This window comes from Agrobacterium tumefaciens (assembly GCF_005221385.1).
In the GTDB taxonomy this organism is placed as follows: domain Bacteria; phylum Pseudomonadota; class Alphaproteobacteria; order Rhizobiales; family Rhizobiaceae; genus Agrobacterium; species Agrobacterium tomkonis.
The window spans coordinates 25417-40150 of record NZ_CP039905.1 but is presented as its reverse complement, the minus strand read 5'-3'; the positions used below and the strand labels follow the sequence as shown (position 1 = coordinate 40150).

Below are 14734 nucleotides of genomic sequence, written 5' to 3'. Positions count from 1 at the left end.
GATAAATCTGAAGATTGTCGCGACGGAAAAGGATACGCAGATGGCCGCAAAATCATCAATTCTGGATATCGACGCCCAGATCGAGAAGCTGCGCGAACGCAGGCGTTCTCTGATAGTTAAATCCGCCGAGCGCTTCGCCAGGGCCGCCACGAAGTCGGGGCTGGCGGAGATGGAGATCGCCGATGAGGAGGTCGATCGCATCTTCGAGGAGATCGCCGCGCGATTTCGGAAAGAAGAGAAGAAAGGTTCTGGTGGCGCAGCTGCTCCGGCGCGTCGACCGGCAGATAGTGGGGCTGGAACGGCGGAGGCGGTTTCAAATGACGGCTGACCGCAAACAGGAGGCGCGGGAAAAATTCCTGCTCGGCGGCATCGTCGTCAAGGCAGGCCTGTCGAAAGCCGACCGGGCCTTCCTGCTTGGTGGCCTGCTCGAACTGGCGCGCGTGGCAACCGGCTCTCCCGAACACCGGCGGCTGCGCGATATCGGCGAAAAGGCCTTCAAGGCACCCGCTCTAAAGAGCGAGCCCGCGCATGCCGGGGAGATGCTGGAATGGCATTGAAGGGAAAACTCCATCCGAGCCTGTTGCTGACCCTCGTGCCGGTCGTTGTCACTGCGATCACCGTCCATATCGCCGGCTGGCGTTGGACAGGATTGGCGACCGGGATGTCGGGCAAAACGGCATACTGGTTTCTGCGCGCCGCCCCGTTACCAGCGCTTCTGTTCGGGCCGCTCGCCGGCCTGTTGACGGTCTGGGCCTTGCCCATGCATCGCCGGCGGCCCATAGCCATGGTGAGCCTGTTGTGCTTTCTCGGCGTCGTCGGCTTCTATGCCTTGCGAGAATTCGGCCGTCTCGCTCCATCGGTCGAGCGCGGTCTCGTCAGTTGGGACTATGCCCTTTCCTATCTCGACATGGTTGCCGTGGTGGGAGCCTTGGGCGGCTTCATGGCGGTTGCGGCCTCGGCCCGCATCTCCTCCGTCGTTCCCGAACAGGTCAAGCGGGCGCGGCGCGCGACCTTCGGCGATGCGGACTGGCTTTCGATGTCGGCCGCCGGAAAACTCTTTCCGCCGGACGGCGAGATCGTCGTCGGCGAGCGTTACCGCGTCGACAAGGAAATCGTGCATGAACTGCCCTTCGATCCGAATGATCGCTCGACCTGGGGGCAAGGCGGCAAGGCCCCGTTGCTCACCTATGGGCAAGACTTCGATTCCACCCATATGCTGTTTTTCGCAGGATCGGGAGGCTACAAAACGACGAGCAATGTCGTGCCGACGGCGCTGCGCTATACCGGTCCGCTGATCTGCCTCGATCCTTCCACCGAGGTCGCGCCAATGGTGGTCGAGCATCGCACAGCCAAGCTCGGCCGCGAGGTCATGGTGCTCGATCCGACGAACCCGATCATGGGGTTCAACGTGCTCGACGGGATCGAGACGTCAAAACAGAAAGAAGAAGACATCGTCGGTGTCGCCCATATGCTCTTGTCGGAGAGCGTTCGCTTCGAAAGCTCGACCGGCTCCTACTTCCAGAGCCAGGCGCACAATCTGCTGACGGGACTCCTCGCCCACGTCATGCTATCGCCGGACTATACTGGCCGGCGAAACCTCCGCAGCCTGCGCCAGATCGTCTCCGAGCCCGAGCCATCGGTGCTGGCCATGCTACGCGACATTCAGGAGAATTCGGGATCGACCTTTATCCGTGAAACCTTGGGCGTGTTCACCAACATGACCGAACAAACGTTCAGCGGCGTCTATTCGACGGCGTCGAAAGATACGCAATGGCTGTCACTCGACAGCTATGCAGCACTGGTCTGCGGCAGTGCCTTCACATCAAGCGATATCGTTACTGGCACAAAGGACGTTTTTCTGAATATCCCGGCGTCGATCCTGCGCTCCTATCCGGGCATCGGCCGGGTGATCATCGGCGCGCTGATCAATGCGATGATTCAGGCTGACGGCGGGTTCAAACGTCGGGCGCTGTTCATGCTCGATGAGGTCGACCTGCTCGGCTACATGCGCGTCCTCGAAGAGGCGCGCGATCGCGGTCGCAAATACGGGATTTCGATGATGCTGATGTACCAGTCTGTCGGCCAGTTGGAACGGCATTTCGGGAAGGATGGTGCGACATCATGGATCGATGGATGTGCTTTTGCAAGCTACGCGGCGATCAAGGCGCTCGACACGGCGCGCAACGTCTCGGCGCAATGCGGCGAGATGACGGTCGAGGTGAAGGGAAGCTCGCGCAACATCGGCTGGGATACGAAGAACAGCGCGTCGCGCAAATCGGAGAATGTCAATTTCCAACGTCGGCCGTTGATCATGCCGCACGAAATCACGCAGTCGATGCGCAAGGACGAGCAGATCATCATCGTGCAGGGGCACAGCCCGATCCGTTGCGGACGCGCGATCTACTTCCGGCGCAAGGAGATGGATCAGGCTGCGAGAGCCAACCGTTTCGTCAAAGCGGAACCGTGATCAGGCTTGTTCCGCCAAGTCGTACTCAGCCTCGGTCGGCCACTTCGCGGCTTCCATGACCGCCAGCGCCGCATCGATCGCCTTTCGTGCTTCAAGGAGATCGCGACGCCGGCCCGAAGGATCGACATAGATACCATAGCCGTTCACGATGCGGCCGTTGAAGCCGGACTGCAGGGCCTCCAACGCTGTACCGGCATGGTCCTGTATTGTGGTTGTTGAAGCTGCAGCTTTCTCGATGGTCGACATAACGTTCTCTCACTAGTCTATCTTCGATGGGGCGTCTGTTCTCGCGGAGCTTAGCCGCTACGAGCGGCGAAAGCGAGCCGTCCCAACTCGGAGAAAGTCGCCTTATCGGCTGGACGGCGATACCGCGCGAAAGGGTCGGCGGCGCCGGGCGGCGTGATCCAGCCGAGGAAGATGGTATAACCGATGGCGAAGCCGACAAAGCCGAGCGTCATCAGGATAAAGGCCCAGAATGGCATACCGTTCGCGACCTCCGGTTTCACGAAGGCTGCAATGGAGAGCGGCACCATCACGACCGCCGCCGCCACAGCCATCCCGATGAACGGACGGAGCATGCAGAGGATGAAAAATAGCATGTACCATGCGCTGTAGAGCAGCGCCCAAACGATGACGCGAAAAATGGCAAAGGGTAGCCTCGCGGTGAACCGTAGGATACGGCCACGGGGATTTTGATGAGATTCCTCAACAGCCGACTCGCATGAGCAAGGTTCAGCGGTCATCGATGCGCCTCCTGTTGCAAGTAGCCGGCAAGCCCCGGGCCGAACGTGGCGGTAAGATTTACTTGCTTGTTTGCGTGAGTCTAGCTCCGGCAAAAACGCTGCGCAAGCATTGGCGTGTACCGGACACGTCTTGTCCGCATGACGAGAGACAGAGAGGGGTCAGGCCGCCGGGCGACGAGCGCGCAGCCGATTTTCTGGCGCCGCCTTTTTTTCTTTCTTGGGGGTGGCGACGGAGCTGAACACGGTCCAGTTGCCTCCTGGTCGTTCCACATCGCGAGAGGATCGTCACGCGGATGCGCGGAGACCGCTTGCGGGCTCCGGGAGCGCCCATTCGGGCGCGAGTAGAGCCGCGCCCAGCAAGGGCCTCGCCCGAACCTTCTTTACGGAAGACACCGGATTAAACCCACCAATCATCACTGCAATGAATCAGTCGGGGCGGATCGATTCAAAGAAGTCGTTGGACGGGTCTTCCAAAGGAAGCAAGACTCCGATCATGGAAAATGAGGATACAGGAACAATTCATCTTCGCCGCATCGATCCGTCACAGAACATGCGGCGCTTCTATGTGCTCGCGATCCAGCCGACGCTCTTCGGTGGCGCATCAGTCATCCGCAACTGGGGCCGGATCGGCACGAACGGCCAGTCGAAGATCGAAACCTTCGACAGCGACAACGATGCCGCAACTGCCGCGATGCGGCTTCAAAAGGCAAAACGCCGAAGGGGATATCGGGATGATGGTACGACCTGAAGGCAGGTGACACGACGAAAACGTCGATTTCCAGTGGATTCAGGGCGGTACTGTATTCTTTGCCCCTACCATCGCCGCTGGCCGATTGCGATACAGGAAGGGATCATCAACCTGGTAACGAGATTTCTTCCATGACGACAGCAACCGAGATCGCGGACAAGATCGCCGGCGAACAGAACCTGACCAAAGCACAGGCGAAAGCTATCGTCGACAGCGTGTTCCGGCAGATCGGCGAAGCGGCAAAGAGCGGCGCTGAGACGAACGTGCCGGGTTTCGGCAAATTCAAGGTGAAAGAGACGCCAGCGCGTGAAGGCCGCAATCCGGCGACGGGAGCGACAATCAAGATCGCAGCGTCGAAGAAGCTGACCTTCACGCCGGCCAAATCCGTGAAGGACGCGCTCAACGGCTGAAGCCGCCGAGCGCGCCGGAAGCGTGACGCCGCCCTAGAAGGGCGGCTCGTTCTTGAGGAAGGCTGCCTGCGCGGCCCAGAGCGTCTCGCGCTCGGCCAGTGCCTTCGCCAGTTCCTTCTCGATCCAGCGGCGCTCGTTGTGATGGACGGCGTTTCGCAGTTCGGCCCGCAGTTCCTCAATGTGCTGATCGATCGACATTGGTCATCTCCTTGATGTTTGTGAAAGACGCCGCCCGCGGTCATGGCGGGCCGGAGGGGTCAAGGAGCGCGGAACGCGACCGCCGGAGGCGGCGAGTGGGGGAGCCGATTTTCTGACGTGGTCCCGCAGGGGCTGCGGCTGAAAATTGGGGGAACCGCTCGTCCTTGAGGCATTCGGGTCGCCATGGCACCCTTGGACGGACTGAGCAGACAAAGTTTGGTCTCGTTTGCCACCGGAGAGGAGCGGAAGGGGCTCGATGCCCGCTTTCGCTCCCGTGACCACGCGGGGTCGGCTGGCACAAAAATGCCGAAGCCGGCCCCGATCGCTCAGGGCCGGCTGCGTGCCGTTCAGTTCGGGTTGTTCCAGAGGATCACCTTCTTCGCCGGATCGCCGCCGGGGGCCTGGGCGAGGTTGCCGAAGATCACGCCGATCTCGGGGGCCTCCAGCTTCACCGAGAGATATTCCTCGCCGGTCTGGCGGGCGATGCGGTTCCAGCCGGCGCCGATTTCGAAACCGGTCTTGCGGTGGATGACGCGGTAGTCGGGGGCTTCTTCGCTCGCCTTGTTGGCGTTCGGGACGATGGCGATCGGGGCGTTGACCCGGATGGTGGCGAAGACGCCTTCGAGGATGCCGTCGGTCTTCTGCGTGAGCGTTGCGATCGTGGTGGCCATGGTTCTGTCTCCTTCGGTTGCTCGGGACCATTCCCGATGGCGCACGAAGAGACGGCCGATCTGCTGCGGTCAGCTCGCCTGAAAATTTTGCAAAATTGTATTTTCCGCCAACACAAGGAACCGAAATAGAATTTTGCAAAAATTTCGGGCGAGTCTTACCCCTTCAGGGGTTGGCCGCAAAAGCGGGCGGTCGTCTATACGAGCGACATACAACGGGAATGGTTCGGGGCAATCGAAGGGCAAGACATCATGCCTGCCCGGTCCGGCACTGTGCGAAGCGGCCGTACAGCTCCATCAATCCCTTCGCCACTATCCGCTTCAACGCCACCTCCCTGGCGACCGCTCCCGGTTGAAAGGCATGCGGTGACGCTTCCGCCTTGCCATCCCTTCGCGGTCCGCGACGATCGGCACCGCGACCGTCTTTGTCCATTGCCAACCGTGCGGCAATATCTGGTGGCGCTGCATGCGCTCGTATCCGATGCGCAATCTTTGCTAGCTGCCCGGTTATCGCCCAGACACCCGGAACTAGAGACCCTCTGGCACGCTGTCTACCGGCAGGCCAGCAGTACCGAGCGAACTGGGACGACTTCGTCGACGGAGCCAGACCATCGGAGATCACAAGGCGACTGGACCTGGACAAGTCAAAAAGGAATGCGTCCCCGAGCTTGCCGATCCGCAGTTCCAAAGCATCTGCTTATTTTTCAAAGAGTACGGCAGCGTAGTCCAATGCACCATGCAAGACATGGACAATGACCACTTGTTCGGCGTCCACACGGTAGAAAATCAGATAGTTCCCATGTACCCGGCGGCGAATGCCGTAACCTTCGTATCGGGGTACCAGAGGAAACGCCAATGGGTTGTAGGCCAATGCTTCGCACTTGCCGCGTAATTCCTGTACGAATGAGAGCGCCCGGCGCGGATTATCTTTGGCGATGTAATCCACAATTTGTTCAAGATCGCTTTCCGCCTCGCCGGAAAATTCAACGATCATGCGGACCGTTCATCCTGTGCAGCCATCGCACGATATTTGGCCTCCAGGCGGTCAAACACCTCGCTGGCTGGCTTCGTGCGGCCAGCGTCAGCATCGGCCAACCCGCGCATAATCGATGCATCAAGTGCGGCCAGTTTCGTTTCTCTGTCCTGCACAAGCCGCACGCCCTCGCGTAGCACTTCGCTCTTGGACCCATAGCGACCTGTATCGACAAGCTGCTGGATATAGCTTTCGAGCTGCTTGCCCAAATCGGCACTGATCATGTCAAAATCTCCGTCGATTGTGTTCGCAAAGCATAATAGATTTATCAACTATTATCAATGCTCGCCAACTGGATGTACCTCAACGTGGAATGTTGAAGACTGGCCGACTGAATGAAGTCAACGGAGAGAGGCTAACCAGCTTCCTATTCTGTGTGCTCTGTTCGCGAAATCCGGCTTGATGGCTTCGGCAAAGAGCAGAAACATTGCGTCGATTAAAACAAACAAGACGGCGATAGCGCTCAGAACAACAATCACCCATCCGAAAGCGATAATGATCACAAAAGCAGGTTGTTCGACTACCGGTCCCCATAGATCGGCATTGCCGACAATCAAGCCGAAGGCGAGAAGGATCAGCACGAAAGGCGTGGCCCCCACTGCGAGAATAAGGACCTCTATGCATCGGAGCGACGGCGAAACGGCGCTATGCTTCATCTGCCATGGAAAACGGAAGCGTATCGATGAGGCCGGATCCGTGAACCTCATCTCAAGATACCCGCGCTTCAGTCCTGGCAGAGCGGATATGAACTTCCCGATCAACGCAACAGTTAGACTCGCACCACGGTTGTAGCGGCAGTCCGGCGAGGTTGTCAGTGCGATCACTGAGCGAAGAGTACTCGCCGACACAAGAATCCACACTCCGACTGTTGCTGCGGCCGCCAGCCACGATGGGCTTTCCTGGTGCCTGAAAACAAGCGCGAAATTCACACACCCAAGAGCGCCGAGCACGACGGCTGTGCGGAATGGAAACATGACGAATATCTCCGCTCGACGAAGAGATGAGCGTCGCTGTTCGAACGATGAAACAGAGTTCGGCATAGCACTCCTCGTCAATCATACGATATCCTGACCGAACTATAGCATCCGGACGTGCTACATCAACCATACCGGGCCAGTGCCTTCAGGGGCAACGTTGAAGCCCTTGCGCGCGATAATTCGGAATCACTCGGCCATATGATGACCCTGGAGTATTTCAGAGGCCGCTGCGCACGGACCGCACGGCCTCCGAAGGGACCGCTTAAGCACTGTCTCCGCCGAAGCTCCAGACCGGGATGCCGAGCCGGCGAGCCTTGTCGGCAAGATTGTCGGTAATCCCGGAGCCGGGAAAGACGATGACGCCTGCCGGCATGACCGAGAGCATGGCATCGTTGCGGCGGAACGGGGCCGCCTTGGCGTGTTTCGTCCAGTCGGGCTTAAAGGCGATCTGCGTCACCTTGCGGGTCTCGGCCCAGCAAGCGGCGATGCGCTCAGTACCCTTCGGCGAACCGCCGTGCAGCAGGACTAGATCGGGATATTTGGCATGGGCCTTGTCGAGTGCGGCCCAGATCCGCTCATGGTCATTGTAATCCATGCCGCCGCCAACAGCGATCTTGGTGCCGGTCGGGATCAGCACTTCGGTCTCGGCGCGCCGGCGGGCGGAGAGGAAGTCTCTGGAGTCGATCATTGCCGCGGTCATGTTGGCATGGCTGACCTTGGACCCCGTGCGCGGCCGCCATGTCGATCCGGTGTGCGCTTCGAACAGGTCAGCAGCGACATCGCGCATGAACTCAAAGGCATTGCGGCGTTCGAGGAGCGTGATGCCTTCGGCGACATGCCGCTCAAGCTCGACGCTCTTGACCTCCGAGCCATCCTGCTCACGCTGGCCGGTACGCTGGGCATCCTCGTTGCGCTGAAGATCGCGCTGGATGCGCTCGCCGGCGCGATGGAAGAGATTGGGAACCGACCACATCAGGTCTTCGAGATCGGGTTCCAGCCGCGTGTCTCCGAGCATCTCGTAGAGAGCGTCGAAGATCGCGGTCAGCGCGGACTGAACGGTCGGCTCCTCGGGCAGCCGTCGCGGGTCCGGCTCGTCCTGGAAGGGGCGATGGCCGTAGATCTGCATTTCGTAGATGAAGCGGTCGGTTGGCGACGATGCGTGGTGCGGTTCGAAGGCGTCGTCGATGGGAAGCGTCATGTTCACGATGGTCTCCGTCGGTTTGGGCCGCGCCTCTCGCGGCCTGACGGCGATCCCTGTCCAGGCGGCGGGCGGGCCGGAACCGCGAGCGAAGCGAAGCGGCCCAGCGCAAGCGCCGGGCGGTTGAGGGAGGGTTTCTTGGCCCGCGAGGAGCGCCGGCGAGCCGGCGCGGGGAAGAAACCAGACCGATCCGCTGAAGGCCCAACAGCCCCCTGGTAAGGGTCGCCTCTCGGCAGGCCCCGCAGGCGCGCCACCCAGACTGAGACCGGCACGATCGGTGCTTACGCAACGCAATGCCGGCCCCACCCGCGTTCACCGCCTGCCTCCCGGCCCTGTCACGCAAGCAGAGCGGCCTTAGCATCCTCAGAGGACAGCTGGGCGCGGAGATTTGCGATCAGCCGGTCAGGTCCAAGCCGACGCAGATCCTCGTTGAAGTCGCCGAGTTCCGGGGTGAGCACAAGCGGCAGGATCCCGAGCGCCTGCGCCCGGCGGCTCAGTCCCTCGATGCCATGCCGCCCGGCCGCATCCGCGTCGGCTGCAACGTAGAGGCGCAAGCACCCGTCCGGCGTCCGGAAGGCGGCCAGGTGATTGGCCGTCAGCGCCGAGACCATCGGCAGGCCGGGCATCACATGCGACAGCGACAGGATGCTTTCCAGGCCTTCCCCCGCGACCATGACAGGTACAGGGCCAGAGGCCGGAAAGGCAAAGCGCACGGCATTGCCAAGAAGCCCGCCCAGCGCGCGGCGGGGATCGTCGATCTTCGCCTTTCCGTCGCCATTGGGGTCGAGCCATGTGCGATGCACGCCGGTGATGCCGCCGGCGGGATTTGTGACGGCGGCTATCAGTGCGGGCAAGGCGCGTGTCCGCCCGGTTTCCAGATCCCGGTAGTAGCATGAGGGATGGAAGCGCAGCGCCGCGTGCTGAGCCCCTCGAAGAATGCCGCGCTGGCGCAGGTAGCTGTCGGCAAGCGTGCCGGAGAGTGGCTGCGTCATGCGGAACAGGCGTCTTGCGCGTTCGGCGGCCGGTCTTTCAGCTGGCTGGCTGTCGGAAGTCTCTTGCCCGCGGGGCGCGCCCGGTCCGGGCTGGGGCTCGTTCAGGAAACGTCGCGCCTCGTCCGCGACATCGCGGAAGTCGATCAGACCGCAGGTCTCGCGCACGAGATCGAGCAGATCGCCATATTCCGATGTCGCCGCATCGGCCCATCGCCCTGCTCGCGGCCCGGTGAGGTGGACGTAGAGCGATTTGCCCTTATTGTTGGCAGTGTCCCCAACGACCCAGTAGTTGCCAGCCCGGCGGCCGGCGGAGAGGTAGTGGCGGCAGACCGCCTCGGCATGGCGCGCGAGACGGTCGGCAAGTTCGGAAGCGGACAGCATGACGGTCAGGCCCGGCCGGCGACGTCGACGACGCGATGGCGTTCGAGGAGGCGCGACAGGACCGCCTGCCCGTCCTCCGACGCCGGGATGAAGAAGCGGAGCTTCCAGGCAATCATCTCGGAGAAGAGGCCCATGGATCTCAGCCGGTCGCGCATGCCATCGGTGAAGCCGGTGAGCTCGACGCGATAATCGTTCATCACCCGAACGCGTCGCAGCGTCATGTCGCCGGCGAGCAGCGAGTGCCACACCTCGGCGGCGCTGACCGCCACGGTCTGGTCGAGCCCGAAGTTGCGGCACAGCCTGGAAAGCCCTTCGGACGAGACAAGCCGACCGACGATGCGCTCGCCTTCGTCGGTCTGAAGACGATAGACCCTGCAATGGTCCTGCGGCAGCAGTTTCCAGATCGCCAAGAGCAGGCCGGAGACGACGTGCATCGTCGACAGGGAGAATTCTGGAAGAGCGGCGACCTCTGCCTCCCAGGCAGCGGCAAAACTCTGCTCGTCCGTCTCCTCCCAGTTCGTCTCTTCGAGCTGGCGCAGTTCGAAACGGATCTCGTCCATCGGCCGGACGAGCGCGACGCGCGGCTGCACCGAACCGTCATCGAGCATGATCGACCGCGTCGGGATCCGGACGGCCGGACGGCCGGACTTGCCGTTGACCATCAGCCTTGCCCGCGGATCGCGCTGAACTAGTCCCAAGGCATCGGCAAGCAGCATCGGCTTGTTGCGATCCATGCGTTCAATGGTCAGAAGATGCGACTGCGCGCCGGTGACGGGATGAGTGTAGATGAGCCTTCGCTCCTTCACCGTCATTCGGTCCGCAGTCAACGTCTCAAGCCCCCTGTCATAGACGCCGGCGGCGATCGCCCCTTCGATGCGGCCTGCCAGCAGTTGTTCGAAAGCCTCGAACAGGAGGTTCTGCATGGCGATCGTCAACGCCAGCATGCGGTTCAGGAAGGTGTGGATCGGCGGCAGCTCGTCCCTGAGCCCGCCTTCCTCTGACGTCAGCGACAGGCCGGTGATCGCCTCGAATGTCTCCAGCGAGCAGCCGGCGACGCCGCCGCCGTGGATCAGCCTGTAGAATTGCCGCAGCGCATCGCGGGCATATTGGGATTCGAGGTTGTCCTCGCTCCTGAACATCCCCTGTCCGCCCGTCTGCCGCTGCCCGCGGGTGATGGCGCCGAGCGTGTCGAGGCGCCGGGCGATCGTCGACAGGAAGCGCCGTTCGGCCTTGACGTTGGTGGCGATCATCCGGAATTTCGGCGGCTGCGCCTGGTTGGTGCGGTGGCTGCGGCCGAGACCCTGGATGGCGACGTCGGCGCGCCAGCCGGCTTCGAGAAGGTTGTGCAAGCGCAGGCGCTGGTTCTTCGCACCGAGGTCGGCATGGTAGGAGCGCCCCGTGCCGCCGGCCTCCGAGAAGACCAGGATCGGCTTCTCGTCATCCATGAAGGCGCGGGTCTCGTCGAGATTGGCGCTGCCCGGCCGGCTTTCGACGGCGAAGCGGTCGATCGTGCCGCCGTCGTCACGGCGCACGATGCGGCGCGTGCGGCCAGTGATCTCGGCGACCTGGGCAGTCCCGAACGTCTGGACGATCTGATCGAGCGCGGTTGGGATCGCCGGGAGGCTGCCGAGCCGTTCAAGCAATGCGTCCCGGCGCGCAACCGCCTCGCGGCACAGGACCGGATTGCCGTCGGCGTCGTAGACCGGCCGGGACAAAAGATTGCCTTCGGCGTCGGAATATTCCTCGAAGAGCTGGGTCGGGAACGAGTTGTTGAGGTATTCGGCGACGATCTCGCGCGGCGTGACGTCAACCTGGATGTCGTTCCATTCCGCGGTCGGGATCTCCGCCAGCCGGCGCTCGGTGATCGACTGGCCGGTGGAAATGATCTGGACGATCGCGGCGTGGCCCTCCTCCACATCCGATCTAATCGCGCTCATCAGCGAAGGCGTCTTCATCGACGTCAGCAGGTGGTTGAAGAAGCGCTGCTTGGTGCTTTCGAAGGCGGAGCGCGCGGCCGCCTTGGCCTGTCTGTTGAGTGTGCCGCCGCTGGAGATGATGCCGGACGCCTCCAGCGCCTGGTCGAGGTGATTGTGGATGACCTGGTAGGCTTCGGCATAGGCATCGTAGATGCGAACCTGCTCCTCGCTCAGTTCGTGTTCGAGGATGTCGTACTCGACACCCTCGAACGACAGCGAGCGGGAAGCGTAGAGCCCCATCGCCTTGAGATCCCTCGCGAGCACTTCCATGGTCGCCACGCCGCCATCCTCGACTGCGGCAACGAACTCGGAACGGGTCGAGAACGGGAAATCGGCGCCGCCCCAAAGGCCGAGGCGTTCGGCATAGGCAAGCGACTCCACCTCGGACGCGCCGGTCGCCGAGACGTAAACGACGCGGGCATCGGGGAGCGCGCGCTGCAGCCGCAGGCCGGCGCGGCCCTGTTGCGAGGCCGACTTTTCGCCGCGCTCGGACTTGCCGCCGGCGGCATTGGCCATCGAATGGCCCTCGTCAAAGACGATGACGCCGTCAAAATTTTCTCCCAGCCAGTCCACAATCTGCTGGACGCGTGACCGCTTGCCCTCGCGCTCGTCGGTCCGTAGCGTCGCGAAGGTGACGAACAGGATGCCCACATCAAGCGTGATTGGCTTGCCCTGCCGGAAGCGCGACAGCGGTGTGACCAGCAGCTTCTCCTGCCCGAGTGCCGCCCAGTCGCGCTGGGCGTCCTCGATCAGGGTCTCGGACTTGGAGATCCACAGGTGCCGACGACGGCCCTTGAGCCAGTTGTCGAGGATAATACCGGCGGCCTGGCGGCCTTTGCCGGCTCCGGTGCCATCGCCGAGAAACCAGCCGCGACGAAAGCGGCGGGCGCCTTCTCCGTCAGGCTTGACGGCTTTCAGGTTGTCAAAACTGGCGTCGACCGTCCAATGGCCGGCGAGATAGCCGGAATGCGCCTCGCCGGCATAGATGACGCTTTCGAGCTGGGCGTCGGAGAGGTCTCCGCCGGTGACGACACGCTTCGGCAGATGCGGCCGATAGGTCGGCCTCGGCGGCGCGACCGACGCCATGGCGACGGATTCGACAAGTTTGTCGGGGTGCGGCTTCGCGTCCAGGATGTGGATCGCCTGCAGCCGATAGGGCTCGTAGATGCCGTCGGCGACGTCGGTCTGGTTCGTCCACGCTGCCTCACGTAGCTCATACGAGAGTTCGACGATCTCGTCAGCGATGCGGGCAGGCATCGACGCGGCGGATGTGGGGAGGGATGAAGGAGCAGGCGGTGAAAGACGAAGGCCGGGAGCGGCGACCGCAGCAGGGCGCAGGGTCTCACCGGCTGTTCGGGCTGCCATTTTCGCCGCGCAGGCGCGCAGGATGCCATTCGACAATGCGCCGATCGAGTTCGGCGCGGTCGATGGCGAGCGGGGCGGGAGGTCGGAGATCCATGAGAGCAGGGTTTCGAGATCGGGAGCGGTGCCCTGCGAGGCGATGAGGCGCGTCGGATCGGCGGCGGCGATCTTGTCGATCACCGTCAGTCGGGTTTCCATCGTCGTGCCGTGCCGGACATACACGCGGCCGTCGATCGCCGCGCTGAAGAGCACGGTGCCGCACTCCTGCAGGCGGACGAATGCGTCGCGCCATTTGGGGTTGTCGGGAGACAGACTGGAGCCGGTGATCGCGACCAGGCGGCCGCCGGGCGCAAGCCGCGCGAAGGCGGAGGCGAGATGACGCCATGCGGCGTCGGCCATTCGCCCTTCCACATGGATCCCGGCGGAGAACGGTGGGTTCATCAGGACGACGGACGGGCGAGCGGCGCGATCGAGATAGTCGTCGATGTGGGCCGCGTCATGCTGCGACACGGTTGTTCCAGGGAAGAGCTGCTCCAGCAGGCCGCGGCGCACCGGCGCATATTCGTTGAGAACGAGACGCGCACGCGTGAGCTCGGCGAAGACCGCCATCAGGCCGGTCCCGGCAGACGGCTCCAGCACGGTATCGTCCGCCATGATGCCGGCGGCGCGGGCCGCGACGAAGGCCAAGGGGATCGGCGTCGACAACTGCTGGAGATGCTGGCTTTCCTCCGAGCGCCGCGTATGAGTGGGGATCTGGCTCGCGACCTTCGTCAGCATCGAGAGCGTCCCCTGCGGTGCGTGGGCGCGGGCGGCGATGGCCACGCCGAACTTGCGCAGGAACAGGACCTGTGCGGCCTCCGTCGCCTCGTAGGCGTCTTTCCAGGACCAGAAGCCTTCGGCATCCGAGCCGCCGAAGACATCGGTCAGAATGGTGCGAAGGTCGGCTGCGCCGATGGGCTGGCCACGTTCGAGAAACGTCAGAAGCTGCTCACCGGCGCAAGCAAGTTTTGCCGCGCGGCCAATCTGATCTGCCGGAGCCGGAGAAACAACTGCGGCGGTGGCAGCGCGAGAAGAAACGATGTTCATGGGAGATCCTGTCGAGAGCGGGAAGGGACAGACCCGCCCGGACGCTCTCCAAGCCCCAGCAGGTCATCTCTTTCCGGCCCCTCTCCCCCTCTGCCCAACGCAAGGCGGCGGGCGCCCGGCCACCAGCCGGGCGCGAGCTTCAGGTTTCCAAACGCCGCAGTGCCCGAAACCGACACTTCGTGCAGGACGGCCTTGCCTCCGGCGGCGATCCAGTCTGCCGCCTGCCCGACCGACAGCTCTTGGACGTGGACGCAATGCCGCTCCGCCGTGGCGCGCTGGCGCTCGAAGGCAGTCCTGTCCTCGAAGGCGTAGATCGTATCGCCCGGGCCGTCCCAATAGACGACGGCGAAGCAGACCGGCCGGACGACCTCGGAACGGAAGTTCAGGAATACCGGCTCTGCGGCCGGGCGGCGAATATCGATGGCTCGAATGGACATGTTACTCTCCTTAAAATGCGGAAAGGCCCGGCGCTCCTTGGGAGCACCGGACCTTGTT

General features: G+C 62.7%; 16 protein-coding genes. 5 read left to right on the top strand and 11 right to left on the bottom strand.

The window, feature by feature from the left end; genetic code table 11:
- The first annotated feature begins 40 nt into the window (after nucleotides 1-40).
- The 3 genes from CFBP6623_RS25285 to traG are packed head-to-tail and all read left to right on the top strand — an operon-like array spanning nucleotide 41 to nucleotide 2467.
- Nucleotides 41-328, top strand: coding sequence for a TraC family protein (locus CFBP6623_RS25285; protein ID WP_062653648.1), 288 nt, complete (start codon nucleotides 41-43; stop codon nucleotides 326-328).
- Nucleotides 318-557 (top strand): conjugal transfer protein TraD, encoded by a 240-nt coding sequence (locus CFBP6623_RS25280; protein WP_062653646.1) that lies wholly within the window; start codon nucleotides 318-320, stop codon nucleotides 555-557. Before CFBP6623_RS25285 ends, CFBP6623_RS25280 begins: the two co-directional genes overlap by 11 nt.
- On the top strand, nucleotides 548-2467 hold the full coding sequence (gene traG / locus CFBP6623_RS25275; protein WP_062653644.1) for a Ti-type conjugative transfer system protein TraG: 1920 nt from the start codon (nucleotides 548-550) through the stop codon (nucleotides 2465-2467). Before CFBP6623_RS25280 ends, traG begins: the two co-directional genes overlap by 10 nt.
- Here the strand turns inward: traG and CFBP6623_RS25270 are convergent, their stop codons facing one another.
- Nucleotides 2468-2713 carry a hypothetical protein gene (locus CFBP6623_RS25270; RefSeq protein ID WP_062653642.1) on the bottom strand — a complete coding sequence of 82 codons (246 nt, stop codon included), beginning with the start codon at nucleotides 2711-2713 and terminating at the stop codon, nucleotides 2468-2470.
- A gap of 50 nt (nucleotides 2714-2763) precedes the next feature.
- Nucleotides 2764-3210, bottom strand: a complete 447-nt coding sequence (locus CFBP6623_RS26985) for a hypothetical protein (protein ID WP_175414670.1) — start codon at nucleotides 3208-3210, stop codon at nucleotides 2764-2766.
- A 493-nt stretch (nucleotides 3211-3703) separates the two neighbouring features.
- Here CFBP6623_RS26985 and CFBP6623_RS25260 point away from each other — a divergent pair, with 493 nt between their 5' ends.
- A complete protein-coding gene (locus tag CFBP6623_RS25260; RefSeq protein ID WP_062653663.1) occupies nucleotides 3704-3958 on the top strand; it encodes a WGR domain-containing protein in 255 nt (84 codons plus the stop codon).
- 131 nt (nucleotides 3959-4089) lie between these two features.
- Entirely contained in the window at nucleotides 4090-4368 is a 279-nt protein-coding gene (locus tag CFBP6623_RS25255) for an HU family DNA-binding protein (protein ID WP_062653640.1), read from the top strand.
- Between the two features lie 33 nt (nucleotides 4369-4401).
- Here CFBP6623_RS25255 and CFBP6623_RS26980 read toward each other — a convergent pair whose 3' ends face one another.
- The 9 genes from CFBP6623_RS26980 to CFBP6623_RS25200 form a co-directional block, all read right to left on the bottom strand.
- Complete coding sequence (locus CFBP6623_RS26980) at nucleotides 4402-4566, bottom strand: hypothetical protein (protein ID WP_167373951.1); 165 nt, start codon at nucleotides 4564-4566, stop codon at nucleotides 4402-4404.
- A 347-nt stretch (nucleotides 4567-4913) separates the two neighbouring features.
- A complete protein-coding gene (locus tag CFBP6623_RS25250; RefSeq protein WP_062653638.1) occupies nucleotides 4914-5237 on the bottom strand; it encodes a DUF736 domain-containing protein in 324 nt (107 codons plus the stop codon).
- Nucleotides 5238-5931: 694 nt separating this feature from the next.
- On the bottom strand, nucleotides 5932-6228 hold the full coding sequence (locus CFBP6623_RS25240; protein ID WP_062653634.1) for a type II toxin-antitoxin system RelE/ParE family toxin: 297 nt from the start codon (nucleotides 6226-6228) through the stop codon (nucleotides 5932-5934).
- Nucleotides 6225-6491, bottom strand: a complete 267-nt coding sequence (locus CFBP6623_RS25235) for a type II toxin-antitoxin system ParD family antitoxin (protein ID WP_062653632.1) — start codon at nucleotides 6489-6491, stop codon at nucleotides 6225-6227. Before CFBP6623_RS25235 ends, CFBP6623_RS25240 begins: the two co-directional genes overlap by 4 nt.
- 117 nt (nucleotides 6492-6608) lie before the next feature.
- The gene (locus CFBP6623_RS25230) at nucleotides 6609-7241 is read right to left on the bottom strand and encodes a hypothetical protein (RefSeq protein ID WP_062653630.1); all 633 of its coding nucleotides are present in this window, start codon (nucleotides 7239-7241) and stop codon (nucleotides 6609-6611) included.
- A 265-nt stretch (nucleotides 7242-7506) separates the two neighbouring features.
- Nucleotides 7507-8442, bottom strand: a complete 936-nt coding sequence (locus CFBP6623_RS25225; RefSeq protein ID WP_263647315.1) for a DUF2493 domain-containing protein — start codon at nucleotides 8440-8442, stop codon at nucleotides 7507-7509.
- 335 nt (nucleotides 8443-8777) lie between these two features.
- Complete coding sequence (locus CFBP6623_RS25215; RefSeq protein WP_062653626.1) at nucleotides 8778-9815, bottom strand: DUF7146 domain-containing protein; 1038 nt, start codon at nucleotides 9813-9815, stop codon at nucleotides 8778-8780.
- A gap of 5 nt (nucleotides 9816-9820) precedes the next feature.
- A complete protein-coding gene (locus CFBP6623_RS25210) occupies nucleotides 9821-14239 on the bottom strand; it encodes a bifunctional class I SAM-dependent methyltransferase/DEAD/DEAH box helicase (RefSeq protein ID WP_080843288.1) in 4419 nt (1472 codons plus the stop codon).
- Nucleotides 14236-14676, bottom strand: coding sequence for a hypothetical protein (locus CFBP6623_RS25200; protein ID WP_062653622.1), 441 nt, complete (start codon nucleotides 14674-14676; stop codon nucleotides 14236-14238). The genes CFBP6623_RS25210 and CFBP6623_RS25200 overlap by 4 nt, the downstream gene beginning before the upstream one ends.
- Nucleotides 14677-14734: the final 58 nt, after the last annotated feature.

Excerpts from the sequence above, each read along its gene's own strand:
- CFBP6623_RS25280 (WP_062653646.1), top strand. The coding sequence starts at position 318 with ATGACGGCTGACCGCAAACAGGAGGCGCGGGAAAAATTCCTGCTCGGC.
- CFBP6623_RS25255 (WP_062653640.1), top strand. The coding sequence starts at position 4,090 with ATGACGACAGCAACCGAGATCGCGGACAAGATCGCCGGCGAACAGAAC.
- CFBP6623_RS25225 (WP_263647315.1), bottom strand. The coding sequence starts at position 8,442 with ATGACGCTTCCCATCGACGACGCCTTCGAACCGCACCACGCATCGTCG.
- CFBP6623_RS25200 (WP_062653622.1), bottom strand. The coding sequence starts at position 14,676 with ATGTCCATTCGAGCCATCGATATTCGCCGCCCGGCCGCAGAGCCGGTA.
- CFBP6623_RS25260 (WP_062653663.1), top strand. The coding sequence starts at position 3,704 with ATGGAAAATGAGGATACAGGAACAATTCATCTTCGCCGCATCGATCCG.
- traG (WP_062653644.1), top strand. The coding sequence starts at position 548 with ATGGCATTGAAGGGAAAACTCCATCCGAGCCTGTTGCTGACCCTCGTG.
- CFBP6623_RS25240 (WP_062653634.1), bottom strand. The coding sequence starts at position 6,228 with ATGATCGTTGAATTTTCCGGCGAGGCGGAAAGCGATCTTGAACAAATT.
- CFBP6623_RS25230 (WP_062653630.1), bottom strand. The coding sequence starts at position 7,241 with ATGTTTCCATTCCGCACAGCCGTCGTGCTCGGCGCTCTTGGGTGTGTG.
- CFBP6623_RS25215 (WP_062653626.1), bottom strand. The coding sequence starts at position 9,815 with ATGCTGTCCGCTTCCGAACTTGCCGACCGTCTCGCGCGCCATGCCGAG.
- CFBP6623_RS26980 (WP_167373951.1), bottom strand. The coding sequence starts at position 4,566 with ATGTCGATCGATCAGCACATTGAGGAACTGCGGGCCGAACTGCGAAAC.
- CFBP6623_RS26985 (WP_175414670.1), bottom strand. The coding sequence starts at position 3,210 with ATGACCGCTGAACCTTGCTCATGCGAGTCGGCTGTTGAGGAATCTCAT.
- CFBP6623_RS25235 (WP_062653632.1), bottom strand. The coding sequence starts at position 6,491 with ATGATCAGTGCCGATTTGGGCAAGCAGCTCGAAAGCTATATCCAGCAG.
- CFBP6623_RS25210 (WP_080843288.1), bottom strand. The coding sequence starts at position 14,239 with ATGAACATCGTTTCTTCTCGCGCTGCCACCGCCGCAGTTGTTTCTCCG.
- CFBP6623_RS25250 (WP_062653638.1), bottom strand. The coding sequence starts at position 5,237 with ATGGCCACCACGATCGCAACGCTCACGCAGAAGACCGACGGCATCCTC.
- CFBP6623_RS25285 (WP_062653648.1), top strand. The coding sequence starts at position 41 with ATGGCCGCAAAATCATCAATTCTGGATATCGACGCCCAGATCGAGAAG.
- CFBP6623_RS25270 (WP_062653642.1), bottom strand. The coding sequence starts at position 2,713 with ATGTCGACCATCGAGAAAGCTGCAGCTTCAACAACCACAATACAGGAC.